Origin of the sequence: Roseibium limicola, assembly GCF_017313085.1 — a bacterium.
Classification (GTDB): Bacteria; Pseudomonadota; Alphaproteobacteria; order Rhizobiales; family Stappiaceae; genus Roseibium; species Roseibium limicola.
The window spans coordinates 198,330-214,836 of the sequence record NZ_JAFLNF010000009.1; the positions used below are offsets into that span (position 1 = coordinate 198,330).

Below are 16,507 nucleotides of genomic sequence, written 5' to 3' on the forward strand. Positions count from 1 at the left end.
AGATAGGTGGCAACCCTGAGCCGATAAAGAGGCGTAAGCTAGGCAGCTTGGAAAAGAGCACACAGGAATTTTACGGAAGCTCTGTGACGCTTGCTCCGGGAGGGAAGCTCGTACCGCAAGGTGGCAATGATTACAGCTGCGGGCGAAACCCCAGCCCCTGCCTGGGCTTTTTGCGTTGCACCACGCGGCGTTTGCAATTTGAGGTTTCAATCAGTGTGATTATTGGCTATACTGACGCTGCGTTACTTGAATGGCCCGCCATATTTGAGGGCCTTGTTTTACTTTTGGCGTAATACCTTGAGAGTTTCAGCGGGGGAGGGGCAACCCTCCCCCTTTTTGGTATGTGCATCTCGCTGATTTCGGTGGTCGTTTTCCGGACCAATGCAACTCCGCTGGGGGGTGAGCGGCGCGAACGTGCCCACCCGGGTTGCCGGCCTGAGTGTCTCGTAAACCTCAGGCGATCTTCGCCAGCAGGTCCATTGACGGCATCAGCGTCAGCAGCTCCTTGGTATAGGCATGCTGTGGTGCCTCGTAGAGCGCATCGCTATCGGCCACTTCGCACAGTTCCCCGTGACGCATGACCCCGATGCGGTTGCACATCTGCCGAATGACTGCCAGATCATGACTGATGAACAGCATCGTCAGGCCCAGCTCCTGCTGCAAATCCTTCAAGAGATTGAGGATCTGCGCCTGGATTGAAACATCGAGCGCTGAGGTGGGTTCGTCGCACACCAGAAACCGTGGTCGCGTGGCAAGAGCCCGGGCAATCGAGATGCGCTGACGTTGACCACCGGAAAACTCATGCGGGAATTTCTCGCCCGCCCCGATGCCCAATCCGACGTGGTCGAGCAGATCATCGACAATCTGGCGGACTTCCGTGTTGGAGCTGGCCAGTTTGTGGAACTTGATCGGCTCGGCCACGATGTCCTTCACCCGCATCCGACCATTGAGGGAGGAATAGGGGTCCTGAAAGATCATCTGCATCTGCCGCCGCATCGCCAGCACCTGCGACCGGCTGGACAAGGAGGTCAGCTCGGTTCCGGCAAAATGCACGGTGCCACCGGAGGGGTGGTACAGGCCGGTGATCAGGCGGGCGATGGTCGACTTGCCCGACCCTGATTCCCCCACGAGTCCGAAGGTTTCGCCGGGTTGGATGTCGAAGCTGACGGTCTTCACCGCCTTGAAATATTTGCGACGTGAGGGGAAGATCGAGCTCTTCACCTCGAAGTCCATGCTCAGGTCCTGAACCTGCAGCAGCGGCCCGGTTGCCGCTTCATAATCGCGGGCCTTACCGAGCCAGTGGGTCGAGATGTCGATGCTGCGGGTCGGCGTGGCGGCCGCCTCAATGTAGTTCACATTGGGAAAGCGGTCGATTGTGACGTCTGCGCGCGGCACGGCCGAGATCAGGCTTTTGGTATAGGCGTGCTCCGGCGCGCCAAGCACCTGGGCCGTCTCGCCATATTCCACCAGATTGCCGCGGTACATCACGGCGACATGGTCGCAGATCTCGGCAATCACGCCCATGTCGTGGGTGATCACCAGCATGCCGACATTGCGCTCAACGCAGAGCGCTTTCATCAGATCGAGGATCTGCGCCTGAATGGAAACATCGAGCGCCGTGGTCGGCTCGTCGGCAATCACCAGCTCAGGCTCGGCACACAGAGCGAGTGCGATGACAACGCGCTGGCGCATGCCGCCGGAGAACTGATGCGGATACTGGCCGATGCGGTCCGCCGGGTCAGGGATGCCGACACTGTCCAGAAGTTCGATGGCGCGGGTCAGCGCCTCTGAGTGTGACATCGGCAGATGGGTGCGGATGGTTTCGACCAGCTGCGCCTCGACCGTTTGCAGCGGGTCGAGCGACGTCAGCGGATCCTGAAAGATCATGCCGATGCGCCGACCGCGGATCTTGCGAATGGCTTTCTTGTCGAGTTGGTCGATGCGCTCGCCGTCGAGGCGGATCTCACCGTTGGCAATCCGCCCCGGTTCCTGCAGCAGACCGATGACCGCATTGCCGACGGTCGACTTTCCGGCACCCGATTCCCCCACGACACCCAGCACCTTGCCCGGCTCTAGCGCCAGGGAGACGCCTTCGACCGCGACAAAGGTGGATTTGCGGCCAGGAAACTCGACCGTGAGATTGGAGATGTCCAAAAGGCTCATGGCGTATCCTTAGCGCAGTTTCGGGTTGAGCGCATCGCGCAGCCAGTCCCCCAGCAGGTTCACGTTCAGAACCAGCAGGGCCAGGGCAAGACCGGGGAAGATGGCGATCCACCATTCACCGGAATACAGGTAGTTGTTGCCGATGGAGATCAGCGTCCCGAGCGAGGGCTGGGTGGGCGGCATGCCGACGCCGAGGAATGACAGGGTAGCCTCGGTGACGATGGCCAAAGCCAGATTGATGGTGGCGATGACCAGCACCGGCCCCATGACGTTCGGCAGGATGTGGCGCACCATGATGATCGGGGCAGGCAAGCCGATGACGCGGGCCGCCTGAACATATTCCTTGTTCTTCTCCACCATGGTGGAGCCACGCACGGTGCGGGCGTATTGCACCCAGAACGACAGGGCGAGCGAGAAGATCAGGATCCAGAAGGAGAACACCTCTCGGTCGAGATTGCCGAAGACACCGCGCGCGGCACCGTCAATCAGCAGTGCGATGAGGATGGCCGGAAAGGTGAGTTGCACGTCGGCGACACGCATGATCACCGCATCGACGCGTCCGCCCATATAGCCGGCGACCAGTCCCAGCGTGATGCCGAGAATAGCGGCTGCAAACACCGAGCAGAACCCGACAATCAATGAGATCCGCAGGCCATAGAAGATGCCCGACAGGATGTCGCGTCCCTGGTCGTCCGTGCCGAGCAGGAAGCGCGGATCAGCGTATTCCATCCAGACCGGCGGCATCTGCGAATCCATGATGGAGATCGAAGCCAGATCGAAAGGGTCATGCGGCGCGATCCAGGGCGCGAGAAAAGCGACGAGGAAGAAGATCAAGGTGCCGAAGGCCGCGACGACAGTCGTGCGCGAACGCAGGAACGCGTGGAAGATGTCGCTGTCGAAGAAGGCCTTGAGGCGGCTTTGCTTCGGCGCAGGAGTATTGGAACCGGTACCGGTCATGAACCGTCTCCGCTCAGGGGCGCCCGATCCGCAGGCGCGGATCAATGACGTAATAGAGAATGTCGACGATGAAGTTCACCGTCACGAAGATGAAGGCCGTCATCAGCAGGTAGGCGGACATGATCGGAATATCGACGTTCTGCACGGCCTGCAGGAACATCAGCCCCATGCCCGGCCACTGGAACACGGTCTCCGTGATCGTCGCGAAGGCGATGATGGCACCCAGCTGCAGGCCGGTGATGGTGATGACCGGCACCAGCGTGTTTTTCAGCGCATGGCGCAGATTGACGATCCGGTCCGGCAGACCGCGTGCCCGGGCGAACTTGATGTAGTCGGTGCGGATGACTTCCAGCATCTCGGCACGGATCAGACGCATGATCAGCGTCATCTGATACAGCCCGAGTGTAACAGCGGGCAGGATGATTGCCTTCCATCCGGACACGGTCAGCAGTCCTGTGCTCCACCAGCCCAGGTCGACGACCTCGCCACGGCCAAAGCTCGGTAGCCATTGCAGCGTGACGGAAAACAGGAAGATCAGCAGAATGCCGATGAAGAAGGTCGGCAGCGACACGCCGATCAGCGAAACCGACAGGAAGATCTTCGACAGCCAGCTTTCCCGGTTCAGGCCGGCATAGACCCCCATCGGAATGCCGGTGAGCAGCGCAAACAGCGCCGACATGAAGCTGAGCTCCAATGTGGCCGGCAGGCGCTTGGCAAACAGGTCGGCAACAGGTTGACGGAACTGATAGGAGGTTCCGAAATCGAATTTGACAGCGCCGGCGACGAACCGGGCGAACTGGACGGGCATCGGATCATTGAGGCCGAGCCGCTGGCGCAGGGCTTCTCGCTCGGCAATCGAGGTTTCCACCCCGACCATTTGGTTCACGGGATCTCCGACGAACCGAAACATCGTGAAAGCCAGCAGGGCGACCACGAACATGACAATCAGGGCCTGGAAGAGGCGACGGATTGCGAAACCAAACATCGCGGGCTCACAATTCTTAACTGCGGAAGGAAGCTCCCGGGCGCGGCCAATGCCACTGGCACTGAGCATGGGCCCGGGAGCAAAAGTTGGAAATTAGTTCTTGGTCACGAAGCGGAACAGGAACTGGTTGTCGGCACGCTGGGCAAGTTCGATGCCCTGTGCAACGCCCCATGCAAGACCCTGCTGGTGCAGCGGGATGTGCGACACGTCTTCATGGGTGATGGTGTAGACCTGAGCAATCAGATCATCACGCTTTGTCTGATCGTTTTCCTTCAGGATCTGCTTGGACAGCTCGTCGACCTTCGGGTTGCAGTAGCCACCCAGGTTGAATGGAGCACCGTTGCCCTGTTCGTCACGGCAGCCTTCGATGTTGGAAAAGATGTTCCAGCTGTCGAAGGAGCTCGGGGTCCAGCCAAGCAGGTAAAACGAGGTGTCATAGCCGCCCGATGCCAGAACCTTGGCAAAGTACTTGGCTTTCGGCTGGGCGTTCAGGTCGATCTTGACGCCAATGCGGGCCAGCATGGAGGCAACTGCCTGACAGATCTGCTCATCATTGACGTAGCGATCATTCGGGCAGTCCATGCCGACGCTGAAGCCGTCGCCGTAACCGGCGTCCGCCATCAGGGCTTTCGCAGCTTCCGGATCATACGGATAGCGTTCGAACTCTGCCGAGCGGGAGAACAGGAACGGCGAGATCATCAGCGCTGCCGGCTCTGAAAGGTTGCGCATGATCTTGCGCTTGATGCCTTCCATGTCGATGGCCTGATAGAACGCCTTGCGAACGCGAACGTCCTTGAACGGGTTCTTGCCCTTGACGTCTGAATGCAGAAGCTCATCGCGCATCTGATCCATGCCGAGGAAGATCGTCCGCAGCTCCGGACCGGTCATGACGCTGGTTGTCGCGTTCTGCTCGACGCGCTTGATGTCCTGCACCGGGATCGGGTAGGCCATGTCGAGTTCGCCGGAGAGCAGAGCAGCAACGCGGGTCGCGTCGGACCCGATCGGGGTGAATTCGACCCGGTCGAGGTTGCTATGGCTTTCGTCCCACCAGGCTTCGTTCTTTTCATAGACGGTCTTCACGCCAGGCTCATGGCTGACGACCTTGAACGGGCCCGTACCATTGGCGTGCAAAGCGGCGTAGTTCGCTGTGGTGTCGGAAGCGGAGGTGATCGCAACGGCGTCGTTCGCCTCGGTCCACTCCTTGTCCATGATGTAGAACGTGTCCCACTCATAGTTCAGGATCGGATTGGCGTCCGGGAGTACGAAGTCGACCGTGTAGTCGTCAACGATCTCGACCTTCACATCCGTGCCGACGCGGGTCTTCAGATCCGAGCCTTCGCCGTGCAGTCGCATGACCGAGAAGGCAACATCTTCTGCGGTGAAATCATTGCCGTTGTGGAATTTGACGCCATGGCGCAGATGGAAGCGCCAGCGGGTCGGCTCGACGACTTCCCAGCTCTCGGCCAGCGACGGCTCGATTTCGAGGTTCTCATTGCGGCGCGTCAGGCCCTCATAGACGTTGCCAAGCGCGGACAGAGTGAATGTCTCGTTCAGGCTGTAGGGATCGAGCTGATTGAGCGTTCCCTGGAAGGCATATTTCAAGGTGGTGGCATGCGCCGCCGAAGCGGTCAGACCAACGGCAAAAACGGCCGTGAGCAGACCGCGCTTGATGGTGTTCATTGGAATTCCCCTCACAAGAATTTCGACATCGATTGAACCCCTCGATGTCCGGTCGACGTGTTCTGCCTTATTTTGATGCAGAATTTATCAAAGGGAGTGTTACAGGGTGATCCACCCGCGTCTAGAGCAAAAACCGGAGGCGATTTGTGAAATTTTAGACAAAGTGCCTATCCACTATGCTGGAAAAAAGGTCTTAACTATCAAGATGCTGGCTTGAAGTCGGCCAGGACGATCGCTGTTTCGTCGAGACAAATGACGCTGATCGGGCCGCTGCGCCCTCTAATGGCAACAGAACGCTCCGTCAGGTTCTGTGCTGGCGTAATTCCGGCCGCCGTGATCAGGTCCATCGACACGGCCGCCAGCACGTTTTCCTCCTTTGCGACGCCTTCCAGGCGGCTGGCGACATTCACCACATCCCCCAGTGCAGTCAGGCCAGAGGCAACGCCGGACTGGCCGTCCAGGCCGATGCGCCCGAGGATGGCAGTGCCGCCATGCAGGCCGATGGCAATGCGCAAGGGCGCGGCGAGGTGGGCCGCAAGGTCCTCATTGACCTTCTCCAGTTCCTTGCTGACAGCCTGAATGCAGGCCAGCGCATCGCGCGCGCCGCTGCTCATGTCACTTTCCACGGCGAATAAGGCCATCACCCCGTCCCCCATGATCTTGTCGACCATGCCGTTATTGCGGTTGACGGTTTTTACCACCCCGTCAACGTAACGGTTGAGAATGAAGACGATGTCGAACGGCAGTTTGCCTTCGCTCAAGGAGGTGAAACCGCGCAGATCGATGAACATGACAACAACGGGCTGTTCGACACCCCAGCGATAGCGATCGGACAAGCCCGGTGCCTGCATCTTCTTGCCGTGTCCCATGAGCGGGCGCACCACAATGTCGGTCATCGGCCGGATCTGGCAGGCCAGCCGGACATTGGCGCTGGCGCCAATGCGCTTGAGCACCTGGGCTTCGGTCTTGCTCGGGCCGCTTAAGGAGGCCTCGCCGGAGAGGATCAGGGTGCGGCAGGTCGAACAGCGGGCGCGACCGCCGCAAATCGACATATGCGGCACACCTTTCATTCGGCTGATCTCGAGCAGCGTCGGACCGGGGACGGATTTGACGGTTTTCTGATCCAGATAGGTGACGGAGATGCGCTGCTGAAACATGCCGAGCGCGTATTTCGTCACCAGCGTCAGCAGAACCAGGGCAATCAGCGCATAAACGCCGAGCTGAACCTGGCTGACGATCTCCAGCAGGTTGCTTTTCTGTTCGGCGGTGACGTTGAGTTTCTGGTTGCCGGACAGTTCCAGGCGGCGGGCGGCGGAAATCCATCCGGTCAACGCCAGCAAGGGCAGGGTGATCGCGACGCCCAGAAGCGGGGTTTGAACGCGCCTGTACCAGCGCTTGATCCGCAACCAATAGTGCAGACCGATGCAGCCATGGCTCCAGACGACGATCAGCAGCGCGCTTTGCCAGAGGGCATCATTGGGCCAAAGCGCCGTCAGTTCGTGCTGATAGGAAATATTGGAGCCATAAAGTTCTCCAGCTCCACGGGTGACGAAGATATGCTTGATCAGCACATAGGGGATCAGCAGAGCCAGAATGATCTGCGTCGCTTCCCAGACCGGCATTTTGAGGGTGCGGCGCTGGGCCAGCTTCCACAGGCCCAGGCCTGAATGCAGGATCATGGCCGTGTAGAAGATCCAGGGAAACAGCCGCTTGCCGGAGACGACATAGCGGATGTCCTGCCCCCAGTTCATCGCCGAAAGTGAAATGTTGCCCAAGGCATGATTGAGGAAATGGAAGAAAACAAACGTGAAGAGGGTCAGCCCGCAGACCAGTCGGGTCTGCTGCAGAAGTGACCCTTTTCCGGGCGCAGATGCCTTGTTTTCAACCATGTGTCCCCTCATTGAACGCCCCTGGAAGCGCGTGTTTCGACGTCTCGATCAAACCACCATTGCGATGTGCCGCAGCGCAGGTGTAGCGTCCAGCGCGTTGGCAAGCACTGCGCAGATTGGTTGGCGCAGCGATTGCAAGGTAGCCCCGCCCATCGGGGGAAGCCTGATGCGAATGCCAATTAAGAAAAGGGAACGATAATGTCTTCAACGCAAGTCCTAATTGCCGAAATCGACGGTCTGGAACATGCCACCGATGCGGCGACCCTGCGTCTGAAGAGTCGCGACTTTTTCTGGTTCTCCCCGCTCTTGAAGCCGCAGCTCGACGACTGCCGGGCGGAGATTTCGGTTCGCCCGCACAGCGTGGACGAGGTTATGCGTCTGGCTTCGGCTGCAGCCCGCACCCGGACGCCGATCACCGTGCGCGGTGGTGGCACGGGCAATTACGGTCAGGCCGTTCCGCTGAAAGGCGGCATCGTTCTCGATATGGGCGCTCTGGATCAGGTGATCGAGGTCAAGCCTGCAGTGGGCACTTTCGCTGCTGGCGCGACCATGCTGGAGATAGACAAGGCGTTGGCGCCTCACGGTCAGGAACTGCGCTTTTATCCCTCGACCCGCAAGCAGGCGACGATCGGCGGTTTTGTCGCAGGCGGTGCTGCCGGCGCAGGATCCTGCACCTGGGGTCAGTTGTCCGATGCAGGCGCGGTTCTCGCCGTCGAGGTGGTCACGGTGGAAGAAGCGCCGAAGCTGCTGAAGCTGGAAGGGCCGGACGTTCTGAAGGTGCTGCACGCTTATGGCATCAACGGCATTATCGTTTCTGTCACAGTGCCTTTGGCGCCGGCGCATCCATGGGCCGAGCGCATGATTGCGTTTGATACGCTCGAAGCCGCCGCGCGTTTTGGTCAAGCGTTTACCGAGGCGGACGGCATCGCCAAGAAGCTGGTGTCGGTGTTCGATCCGCGCATTCCACCCAAGCTTGGGCGTCTGGGACGCAAAGTGCCGGAAGGCAAGGCTGCCGCCATTATAATGGTGGCGGAGCCTCAGGCAGCAGCGATGGAAGATATGGCGCGCGCCCATGGCGGCGAGATCGTCTTTGCACGCGATGCCGAAGGCGCGCAGATGGCGGCGTTCGAGGGCAAGGGAGAGGTCGGGCCGCTGTATGAATACACCTGGAATCACACCACCTTGCATGCGCTGAAGCGCGATCCGGCCATCACCTATCTGCAGCTGCGGTTTCCGCCAGACAGCAATCTCGAGGTGATGGGCAGATTGGCGGAGCATTTCGGTGATGAGATGCTGATGCACCTGGAGTTTCAGCGTCGCTTTGGCCGTGCGACCTTTTCGGCCCTGCCGCTGGTGCAATTCACCAGTGAGGCGCGGCTTCGCGAAATCATGGCGGAAACCGAGGCGCTGGGCGCGCAGGTCTCTGATCCGCACACTTATGTGCTCAACAATGCCGGATGGAAGCGGGTCGACGCGCCGCAGCCGGAGTTCAAACGCCAGGCCGATCCATATTCTCTGCTGAACCCGGGTAAGCTTGCCGAATGAGTTGGCTTTGATCGGCTCGCCGTTTTCCCCGTTCTCTTGTGCCAAGGCCTTGCTTTGGGGTAAGTGAGCCGCAAAGCTCCACGCAAATGAGACAAGACGACGAGGGATCCGAGCCATGAAGCTTTACGGCATCAAGAACTGCGACACGGTGAAGAAGGCGCGCAAGTTCCTGGACGAAGCCAATGTGCCCTACGAGTTCCACGACTACAAGAAAGACGGCGTTGACGAGGTTGCGCTGCGGGAATTCGTGGCGGAGTTCGGATGGGACACGGTGCTCAACAAGCGTGGCACCTCCTGGCGCAAGCTGCCCGACGACGTGAAGGACGAAGTCACCGACGCCGAAACGGCAATGTCGGTGATGTTCGACAACCCATCGACCATCAAGCGCCCGCTTGTTCAGTCGGGGGAGCATCGCCTCATCGGCTTTGATGCCGTCGCCTGGGAAATGGCGTTGGAAATGGGCCAGCTCAAGTAACAGTGCTGCCGCGCGGCTCCTACCAGGAGCGGCGCGGGCCTGTGTCGATGTGGTAATGCCCGCTGGAATAATGCTTGTAGCCACCAACGGCCTTCTGACTTTTCAGGAAGGCCAATACCGACGACGGCGGTCCATCGACCGAGAAGTCCACGGCCTGACAATTCAGGTGGTAAGAATGCTTGGCACCGCCCTTCCACCAGTTCTCAAGCCACCAGCGCTTGGTTGAATGCACCGTCACCCGGCCATAGCGCTTGGCCACCTTGTTCAGAACCTTCTTCAGCTTTCGCGGCACGCACCATTCCGTATCATTGTAGGAAATGGAGTCGCTTGAACCGGTAATCCAGCCCAGACCAGTGACGCCGGCAACAGAGCCGCAGCCGCTCAGGCCGATGCACAGGACAAGAAGAATGGAGAGGGTCTTGAGCCGGGAGGCCATGACATTTCCCTTAACGCAGAACAGAGGTGGGGCAAGTTGCCCTCAGTGTCCCGTGTCAAAGTTAAAAATGTCATGAGAAACGTGGTTAACCGGTAACCTTGTGGGTTGCCGATTGCGATTAACTTGTCGCTTTGCAACGCTGTGCCACGCTGATGAACCCCTCATGAAGGCGCTGAGACCTCAGCCCAGCTCCACGCCGTCGTTCTTCAGTTCATCGGCAAGCCAGGAGCGAAATTGGCGAATTCTTGGGTTGGAACTTGAGCTTTGAGGATAGGCCAGAGCCCATGATTGTTCTGTGATTTCCGTGACCTGCTCAAAAGGCTGGATCAGCAGCCCTGCGTCCAGGTGCTGACGGTAGAAGAACGGCGTCAGAATGCCGACACCCTGTCCGGCAAGGGCGCGGTTCCCTTCAAGCGCCTGGGACCCCATGCGGGATGACGTCAAGTGGCTCAGGTCCGTATCCGGCATTCCGGCCTCTGCAAACCACAGAGCCCACCAGGGGTCATGTGGCCCGATGAGCGGGAGTGACAGCAGATCAGCCGGTGTTTTCAGCGCCGGTTTGTCCTTCAGCAAGGCGGGGCTGAGCATCGGTGTAAAATGCACGGAAACAATGTCGTGCTGGACCCAATCGTTTGGCGCCGGGTGGCAGGCGGTCACGGCAATATCTGAATCAAGAAATTGCGGCACTTCGCTGGTGTCATAAGGCACGATCCGCACCATCAACTTCGGATGTCGCTGTTCGAAGCTGCTGAGGCGCGCTGCAAGCCACTGCATCGCGAAAGTGGTGTTGCAGGAAATCGTCAAAACAGACTCGCTCTGCTCTCGCACACTGTCGACTGCGTTCCTCAGATCACTGAAAGCGCAGATCAGCCGGCCCGACAATTGGTGCCCCTTGGCCGTTAACTCGATCTTGCGCGGCTTGCGCATGAACAGCGGGAAACCGAGCTTTTCTTCCAGCAGCTTGATCTGGTAACTGACCGCCGCCTGGGTCATGCCCAGGTCGTCTGCGGCCCGGGTAAAGCTCATGTGCCGCGCCGCAGCCTCGAAGGCTCGCAGGGCGGAAAGGGGAGGAAGTTCGGTCATTGGGCACTACCATGGATAAGCTCAGCTTATGCATGATGCGCGAAAACTCGTTCGTCAACAACACGCAAGCAGGAGATAGTGCCAACATCAAAACAAAGGAGTTAAGACAATGGCTGCTGTCTCCAGTTCGCCGCACGGCGGAACTTTGCGCGTCGCATTTCCAAGGCTGGCCAGGGCATTGGGGCGCTTGCCAGCGCTTATCCTTGCCAGAGGTCGTCGATCAAAGCGTCGGGGCCGTCTGTCACCGACTGCGCTGCCTGACCATCTGCTGCAAGATGTCGGCCTGTCGCGCCGTCTTGAGGGAGGTACGTTTGAGGCCTCCTGGCGCCAGGAGCTGCAATCCATGCAGGCGCATGAGTTGGAAGAACGTGAGCGGCTGGCATCCACCCGTGAGGATCTTGTCTGAGCGCGCCTACAGAAAAAGCGCCCAGGCGGTGACGGCGAGCATGGCGATGGCCATCACCGAGGTGATGAACCGCAGAAGTGGGCCTTCACCGATCAGCTTGAGAACCGAAACGCCGGCCAGCGCCCAGAGCGAATGAAAAACGCTGCCACCGAGGACGAAGCCAGCCGTCATGACTGCGGCATTCGTCGGCAGGCTCCAGGCGCTTCCGGAAAAGAAGGTGGCATAGGCCGACAGGCTCATCGCCCAGGTTTTCGGGCTGAGCGGATGGATCAGGACACCTTCCCAGAAACCGGGCAGGGAGGTGGCGCCTTTTGGCGTCACATTCAGCCGCACCAGCCGCCAGGCGAGATAGCTCATATAGGCAAAGCTCAGGCCCTTGAAGATGACGGCGACCGCGCCGCTTTCCGCCATGATCTTGCCGAGCCCGAAGGCCACGCAGACATTTAGGACTATGGAGCCGAGCTGCGATGCGACGATCACCGGGAAGGCCGCGCCGTACCCCGCACTTGCGCCAATGGCCATGAAAGTCAGATTGCCGGGACCGGGCGTTCCGGTCATGACAATCACGAACAAGGCGAAGGCGGTCAGGGCGCTGAAATCCATGATAATGACAATCGATACAGTTAAGGGTGCAAATTAAGTGTATTGATCGACTGTCACCGTCAATGTATTTATTGTTCTCATGACAATCTGGCTTCCCGATCTCACGGCGGCATCCGGGCCGATCTATCTGGCGGTTGCCGATGCGCTGGAAGGCGACATCCGTACTGGTGCATTGAAGGTCGGCGAGAAACTGCCGCCCCAGCGCGAGTTGGCCTATCAGCTTGGCGTGACGCTGGGCACCATCACCCGTGCCTACCGTGAAGCCGAACGGCGCCGGCTGGTACGCGGGGAAATCGGGCGTGGCACCTATGTTGCTCCTGAAGAGATGGAAGTCTCGCCTTTGATCCCGCGCGAGGATCGCACCTCCGATCTCGATCTGGCCCGCAATTTCGCCTATCCGCATCTGAACCCGGATCTGGGCAAGGGGCTTGGGCGGCTGGCCCGCATGCCGGGCATCGACCGGCTGAACGGCTTCGTCCCGTCCGAAGGTCTGTCCAGTCACCGGGAGCTTGGGGCGCAGTTTTTCGACTTTTACCGTCTGGATGCGGATCCGGCCAATGTGGCGCTGACCTGCGGCGCCCAACATGGCATTCAGATCCTTCTGCAGGCGCTGTTTAAGCCCGGCGATGCGGTGGCCGTCGATGCCTTCACCTATCCCTCGATCCTCAATTCCGCTCCTCATCTGGGTCTTCGGCTCGTCCCGGTACCGGCGCTGAGGAATGACGCGGGCGATTTTCTTGCCATGGATCCCGAGGCTTTGGCGGGCGCCGCGCGGACTCAGGATGTGAAGGGCGTTTTCCTGATGCCCAATATGCAGAACCCGACGACCCACACCATGAGCATCGAGGAACGGCAGGCCATCGTCGCGGTCGCCCGCCATCATGGGCTGAAGATCATCGAGGACGATCCCTACACGCCGTTCGTCGAAAACTGTCCCTTTGCCTTTGGTATGCTGGCGCCGGAACTGACGGCGTCTATTGCCAGCACCTCCAAGCTGCTGTCGCCGGGCAGTCGTGTTGGCTTCGTGCATGTGCCCCGCTCTTATGGCGTGGCAGTGCGCAATCTGATCGGCGAAAGCACCTGGATGGCCTCACCCATCACCGCCGAGCTGATCGCCGGCTGGGTGCGCGATGGGACTTTCGCCCGCACGCTTGCGGCCAAGCGTCAGGCCAATCTGGTCCGCCACGCAATGGCCTGTGAGATTCTCGGCCGCGAGGCCTTTCAGGGCGGCAGCGACAAGGTTTTCGGCTGGTACCGGGTGCCTGATCGCTGGGCGGCTCGGGATCTCGAGGCGGACCTGGGCAAATCCGGCGTGGCGGCCCTGTCAGCGCGCTATTTTCAACAAGGCGAGCGCAGCCCCGCGCCCTATCTGCGGCTGACCTTTGGCTCGATTGTCGGGGACATAGAATTTCGCCGCGCCCTGACCATCCTGCGCGACACGGCAGCCAACAGGGGTTCTTCCACCGGGTTCCGGCCGATTGCCTGACGCGGAGTTTTGCGTGTCGACCCGCCAATTTCCCGCGGTGATGCTTTGACATTGCCGCGCTGCACAGGAATAAGCGCTCTCGCAAGGCACTCTGCCAGGGCTTGCTTTCAAGGCCCGCATGTTCTCAAGGACGGAAGACTGATGACATTTTGGAGAAGCAAACGCGCTTCAACCCAGGACAAGGCCGTCGCTTTCGATCTGGAGGCTGCCAGCTATGCCCGGTTTGAAAATGTCGGTCTCGAGATCTCCGGCCGTACGATCCTGCAAGACCTCTCTCTGCAGTTGAACCAACAGCGCATCGGTCTTGTCGGTCTGAACGGATCAGGCAAGAGCAGCTTCGTGCGTCTGCTCAACGGATTGCGCCAGCCAACCTCGGGTCGGCTGGAAATCTTCGGCGCCGACGCAGTGGCTGCCCGGAAGGACCTGCCCCGGCACGTCGGCTTCGTCTTCCAGAATCCGGATCATCAGGCGATCTTTCCAACAGTGGAAGAAGACGTCGCCTTCGGCCTGCGCCAGTTGGGCGAAGACGACCGGTTGGCGCTTGAGCAAGCCCGTGACTTTCTCTCACTGCATGGCGCCAGTCATCTGGCGCAGCGGCCGATTGCCGAGTTGTCGGAAGGCCAGAAGCAGCTGGTCTGCATTCTGGCAGTGCTGATCATGCAGCCCAGCCTGATCATTCTCGATGAGCCCTATTCCTCGCTCGACGCCCTCGCCGCGCGCCGCCTGCATGCGAAGCTTGAAAGTCTGCCCCAGAAGATTGTCATGATCAGTCACGACCCCAGCCAGCTCGAAGATTTCGACCGGGTGGTGTGGATCGAGGCGGGAGGCTTGCGTGCCGATGGCGCGCCGGGAGAGATCCTGAAGGCTTATGACGACGACATTCGCGCCAAGGCAGCCGCAGCCGGCGTCGACGATTGGGACAGGGGGCATCTGTGATCTCGCTGTATCACCCCGGAACCTCCTGGCTGCATCGCTTGCCGGCAGGCGGCAAGCTGATTGCCCTGGCCGTGGTCAGTCTGGCTTTGATGTCGCAGACCTCTCTGCCGATGCTTGGCGCCGCGCTGGGCGTCACGCTTGTGCTTTACCGCAGTCTTGGTCCGGGCTGGGTGGGGCGTCTTGCGGTCATTCGCTCTCTGCTGCCGCTGGCGCTGGTGCTTCTGGCGTTTCACGGCCTCACCGGGGACTGGTTGCTGGGGGCAGCGGTGGCCTTGCGGCTGGTCGTGCTGATGACCCTGGCCAATCTGGTCACGCTGACAACCCGCATGGACGCCATGCTGGCAGCAGTCGAACCTCTGTTCCGGCCGCTGTCACTGTTCGGCATTTCACCCAGGGTGCCATCGCTGGCCGTCGTCCTGGTCATCCGCTTTGTCCCGGTGCTGCATCAGGTGCAGCTGGCCCTGCGGGAAGCCTGGCAGGCGCGAGGCGGACGAAAGTCGTCCTGGCGCATCGTGCCGCCACTGATTATTCAGGCGCTGAAATTGGCCGACCATGTCGCCGATGCCTTGAGTGCGCGCGGCGGGGCCTCAGGCATGGTCCCATCGTCAGGGGCGATGGCTCGCCAGACGGAATCCGTTTAAAACCCTCTCAAACTCCGGTCGACCACCCGATGGGGTGCGGCCCTTGGAAGGAACCGATAGACATGACAGATCGCAGCTTGGTCCGGATCGCCCTGTTTGCGGCGGTAATCGCCGTCCTGGGCTTCTTGCCGCCCATCCCCATTCCGTTTCTCGGCGGCACGCCGATCACCGCCCAGTCGCTCGGCATCATGCTGGCCGGTGTTATGCTCGGCCCGTGGCGCGGCGCTGCGGCCGTTGTTCTGTTCCTGATGGTGGTTGCCATCGGCGCGCCTCTCCTTGCTGGCGGTCGTGGCGGCCTGGCGGTCTTCCAGAGCCCCTGGGCGGGCTTTCTCTACGGTTGGCCTCTGGCGGCTTTCGTCGCAGGCTGGGCCATGCAGGTGACCCGCTCCTGGCGCGTCATCCCGGCCGCCTTCACCGCGTCGGTGCTGGGTGGCATCATTCTGCTTTATCTGGTGGCCGTGCCCTATCTGGCGGCGATGACCGACAAACCGTTGTGGGACACATTCCTGCTCTGTGCGGTCTTCCTGCCCGGCGACATCATCAAGGCCGGTGTTGTGGCCCTGGTCGCCGACACGGTGTCCCGCGGCCTGCCGAGCGCACTGCAAAGCCGATCCTGACACCAGGCCGGCACCCTGCGGCCATCCACAGGGCGTCTGCCTGCATGAGAAGGACCAGGACCTCGCCAGATCGGCGGGGTCTTTTGCATATTCAGGGCGGGTTTTGCCGACAGGTCTTCAAAGCCGTCGAACGAACAGGTGCATCGCAGCAAGATACCCCAAGTCACTGTGGATAATCAGTTATCGGCGGAAATCTGCGGCTGGAGCCGTCTGCAAACCGGGGTTATTCACAAGCTCAGGCAGCGAAGCGGGATTAAAATCGGGATTTTTCAAATTCAGTGATTGACCCCTGTGCCTGGTCTCCGTATAAGCCTGTTCATCGACGGCGGCCACGTCGCTGGCGAGAGTGCCTTGCGCACTAAATTCCGGGAAATTGGCGATTTTGGCCTGAGAGCGATTTCGGGACGGGGTTGTTTTTTTTTGGGGTTTTGCCAGAGCGGCTTGATGGTTGCGTTGGTTTAACGAGCACTTTTGGGTGTTCGTGTTCATTGATAATTTAACATTGAAGGAAGGGAAGCGTGGACGGCGTTGCTCTTGCGAGATGGGTCCTTACGGGGATTTGTCGATCAAGGTAAGAGTTACGCAGGTACGCTGATCTTTCAAAC

General features: G+C 60.0%; 16 protein-coding genes. 7 read left to right on the forward strand and 9 right to left on the reverse strand.

The window, feature by feature from the left end; translation table 11 throughout:
- Positions 1 to 453 precede the first annotated feature (453 nt).
- From J0X15_RS18645 to J0X15_RS18665, 5 genes are all read right to left on the reverse strand, one after another.
- Positions 454 to 2,163, reverse strand: coding sequence for an ABC transporter ATP-binding protein (locus J0X15_RS18645; RefSeq protein ID WP_206944116.1), 1,710 nt, complete (start codon positions 2,161 to 2,163; stop codon positions 454 to 456).
- 9 nt (positions 2,164 to 2,172) lie between these two features.
- The gene (locus J0X15_RS18650; protein ID WP_206944117.1) at positions 2,173 to 3,120 is read right to left on the reverse strand and encodes an ABC transporter permease; all 948 of its coding nucleotides are present in this window, start codon (positions 3,118 to 3,120) and stop codon (positions 2,173 to 2,175) included.
- A gap of 13 nt (positions 3,121 to 3,133) precedes the next feature.
- Complete coding sequence (locus tag J0X15_RS18655) at positions 3,134 to 4,105, reverse strand: ABC transporter permease (RefSeq protein WP_206944119.1); 972 nt, start codon at positions 4,103 to 4,105, stop codon at positions 3,134 to 3,136.
- 93 nt (positions 4,106 to 4,198) lie between these two features.
- Entirely contained in the window at positions 4,199 to 5,785 is a 1,587-nt protein-coding gene (locus J0X15_RS18660) for an ABC transporter substrate-binding protein (RefSeq protein ID WP_206944121.1), read from the reverse strand.
- 200 nt (positions 5,786 to 5,985) lie between these two features.
- Complete coding sequence (locus tag J0X15_RS18665) at positions 5,986 to 7,674, reverse strand: adenylate/guanylate cyclase domain-containing protein (RefSeq protein ID WP_206944123.1); 1,689 nt, start codon at positions 7,672 to 7,674, stop codon at positions 5,986 to 5,988.
- Between the two features lie 198 nt (positions 7,675 to 7,872).
- Between J0X15_RS18665 and J0X15_RS18670 the strand changes: the two genes are divergently transcribed.
- Both J0X15_RS18670 and J0X15_RS18675 read left to right on the forward strand, forming a co-directional pair.
- Positions 7,873 to 9,219, forward strand: coding sequence for an FAD-binding oxidoreductase (locus tag J0X15_RS18670; protein ID WP_206944124.1), 1,347 nt, complete (start codon positions 7,873 to 7,875; stop codon positions 9,217 to 9,219).
- 115 nt (positions 9,220 to 9,334) lie between these two features.
- A complete protein-coding gene (locus tag J0X15_RS18675) occupies positions 9,335 to 9,694 on the forward strand; it encodes an ArsC family reductase (protein WP_206944127.1) in 360 nt (119 codons plus the stop codon).
- Between the two features lie 19 nt (positions 9,695 to 9,713).
- Here the strand turns inward: J0X15_RS18675 and J0X15_RS18680 are convergent, their stop codons facing one another.
- Together J0X15_RS18680 and J0X15_RS18685 are read right to left on the reverse strand one after the other, a co-directional pair.
- Positions 9,714 to 10,130 carry a YcbK family protein gene (locus J0X15_RS18680; RefSeq protein ID WP_206944129.1) on the reverse strand — a complete coding sequence of 139 codons (417 nt, stop codon included), beginning with the start codon at positions 10,128 to 10,130 and terminating at the stop codon, positions 9,714 to 9,716.
- A gap of 180 nt (positions 10,131 to 10,310) precedes the next feature.
- The gene (locus tag J0X15_RS18685; RefSeq protein WP_206944131.1) at positions 10,311 to 11,213 is read right to left on the reverse strand and encodes a LysR substrate-binding domain-containing protein; all 903 of its coding nucleotides are present in this window, start codon (positions 11,211 to 11,213) and stop codon (positions 10,311 to 10,313) included.
- Between the two features lie 109 nt (positions 11,214 to 11,322).
- Here J0X15_RS18685 and J0X15_RS18690 point away from each other — a divergent pair, with 109 nt between their 5' ends.
- Positions 11,323 to 11,619: a hypothetical protein gene (locus J0X15_RS18690; RefSeq protein WP_206944133.1), complete on the forward strand. Its 297-nt coding sequence runs from the start codon at positions 11,323 to 11,325 to the stop codon at positions 11,617 to 11,619.
- 6 nt (positions 11,620 to 11,625) lie between these two features.
- On the opposite strand, the gene J0X15_RS18695 is transcribed toward J0X15_RS18690, so the two are convergent.
- The gene (locus J0X15_RS18695) at positions 11,626 to 12,222 is read right to left on the reverse strand and encodes a LysE family translocator (RefSeq protein ID WP_206944143.1); all 597 of its coding nucleotides are present in this window, start codon (positions 12,220 to 12,222) and stop codon (positions 11,626 to 11,628) included.
- Positions 12,223 to 12,301: 79 nt separating this feature from the next.
- On the opposite strand from J0X15_RS18695, the gene J0X15_RS18700 reads away from it, so the two are divergent.
- The 4 genes from J0X15_RS18700 (at position 12,302) to J0X15_RS18715 (ending at position 15,902) form a co-directional block, all read left to right on the forward strand.
- Positions 12,302 to 13,708: an aminotransferase-like domain-containing protein gene (locus J0X15_RS18700; RefSeq protein WP_209015456.1), complete on the forward strand. Its 1,407-nt coding sequence runs from the start codon at positions 12,302 to 12,304 to the stop codon at positions 13,706 to 13,708.
- Between the two features lie 141 nt (positions 13,709 to 13,849).
- Positions 13,850 to 14,644: an energy-coupling factor ABC transporter ATP-binding protein gene (locus J0X15_RS18705; protein WP_206944145.1), complete on the forward strand. Its 795-nt coding sequence runs from the start codon at positions 13,850 to 13,852 to the stop codon at positions 14,642 to 14,644.
- Entirely contained in the window at positions 14,641 to 15,285 is a 645-nt protein-coding gene (locus J0X15_RS18710) for an energy-coupling factor transporter transmembrane component T family protein (RefSeq protein ID WP_206944147.1), read from the forward strand. The genes J0X15_RS18705 and J0X15_RS18710 overlap by 4 nt, the downstream gene beginning before the upstream one ends.
- A gap of 62 nt (positions 15,286 to 15,347) precedes the next feature.
- On the forward strand, positions 15,348 to 15,902 hold the full coding sequence (locus J0X15_RS18715) for a biotin transporter BioY (RefSeq protein ID WP_206944149.1): 555 nt from the start codon (positions 15,348 to 15,350) through the stop codon (positions 15,900 to 15,902).
- Between the two features lie 180 nt (positions 15,903 to 16,082).
- Here J0X15_RS18715 and J0X15_RS18720 read toward each other — a convergent pair whose 3' ends face one another.
- Positions 16,083 to 16,391 (reverse strand): hypothetical protein, encoded by a 309-nt coding sequence (locus tag J0X15_RS18720; RefSeq protein ID WP_206944151.1) that lies wholly within the window; start codon positions 16,389 to 16,391, stop codon positions 16,083 to 16,085.
- Between the last annotated feature and the right edge of the window lie 116 nt (positions 16,392 to 16,507).

Coding starts and splice junctions, on each gene's coding strand:
- J0X15_RS18645 (WP_206944116.1), bottom strand. CDS start 2,163: ATGAGCCTTTTGGACATCTCCAATCTCACGGTCGAGTTTCCTGGCCGC.
- J0X15_RS18650 (WP_206944117.1), bottom strand. CDS start 3,120: ATGACCGGTACCGGTTCCAATACTCCTGCGCCGAAGCAAAGCCGCCTC.
- J0X15_RS18655 (WP_206944119.1), bottom strand. CDS start 4,105: ATGTTTGGTTTCGCAATCCGTCGCCTCTTCCAGGCCCTGATTGTCATG.
- J0X15_RS18660 (WP_206944121.1), bottom strand. CDS start 5,785: ATGAACACCATCAAGCGCGGTCTGCTCACGGCCGTTTTTGCCGTTGGT.
- J0X15_RS18665 (WP_206944123.1), bottom strand. CDS start 7,674: ATGGTTGAAAACAAGGCATCTGCGCCCGGAAAAGGGTCACTTCTGCAG.
- J0X15_RS18670 (WP_206944124.1), top strand. CDS start 7,873: ATGTCTTCAACGCAAGTCCTAATTGCCGAAATCGACGGTCTGGAACAT.
- J0X15_RS18675 (WP_206944127.1), top strand. CDS start 9,335: ATGAAGCTTTACGGCATCAAGAACTGCGACACGGTGAAGAAGGCGCGC.
- J0X15_RS18680 (WP_206944129.1), bottom strand. CDS start 10,130: ATGGCCTCCCGGCTCAAGACCCTCTCCATTCTTCTTGTCCTGTGCATC.
- J0X15_RS18685 (WP_206944131.1), bottom strand. CDS start 11,213: ATGACCGAACTTCCTCCCCTTTCCGCCCTGCGAGCCTTCGAGGCTGCG.
- J0X15_RS18690 (WP_206944133.1), top strand. CDS start 11,323: ATGGCTGCTGTCTCCAGTTCGCCGCACGGCGGAACTTTGCGCGTCGCA.
- J0X15_RS18695 (WP_206944143.1), bottom strand. CDS start 12,222: ATGGATTTCAGCGCCCTGACCGCCTTCGCCTTGTTCGTGATTGTCATG.
- J0X15_RS18700 (WP_209015456.1), top strand. CDS start 12,302: ATGACAATCTGGCTTCCCGATCTCACGGCGGCATCCGGGCCGATCTAT.
- J0X15_RS18705 (WP_206944145.1), top strand. CDS start 13,850: ATGACATTTTGGAGAAGCAAACGCGCTTCAACCCAGGACAAGGCCGTC.
- J0X15_RS18715 (WP_206944149.1), top strand. CDS start 15,348: ATGACAGATCGCAGCTTGGTCCGGATCGCCCTGTTTGCGGCGGTAATC.
- J0X15_RS18720 (WP_206944151.1), bottom strand. CDS start 16,391: ATGAACACGAACACCCAAAAGTGCTCGTTAAACCAACGCAACCATCAA.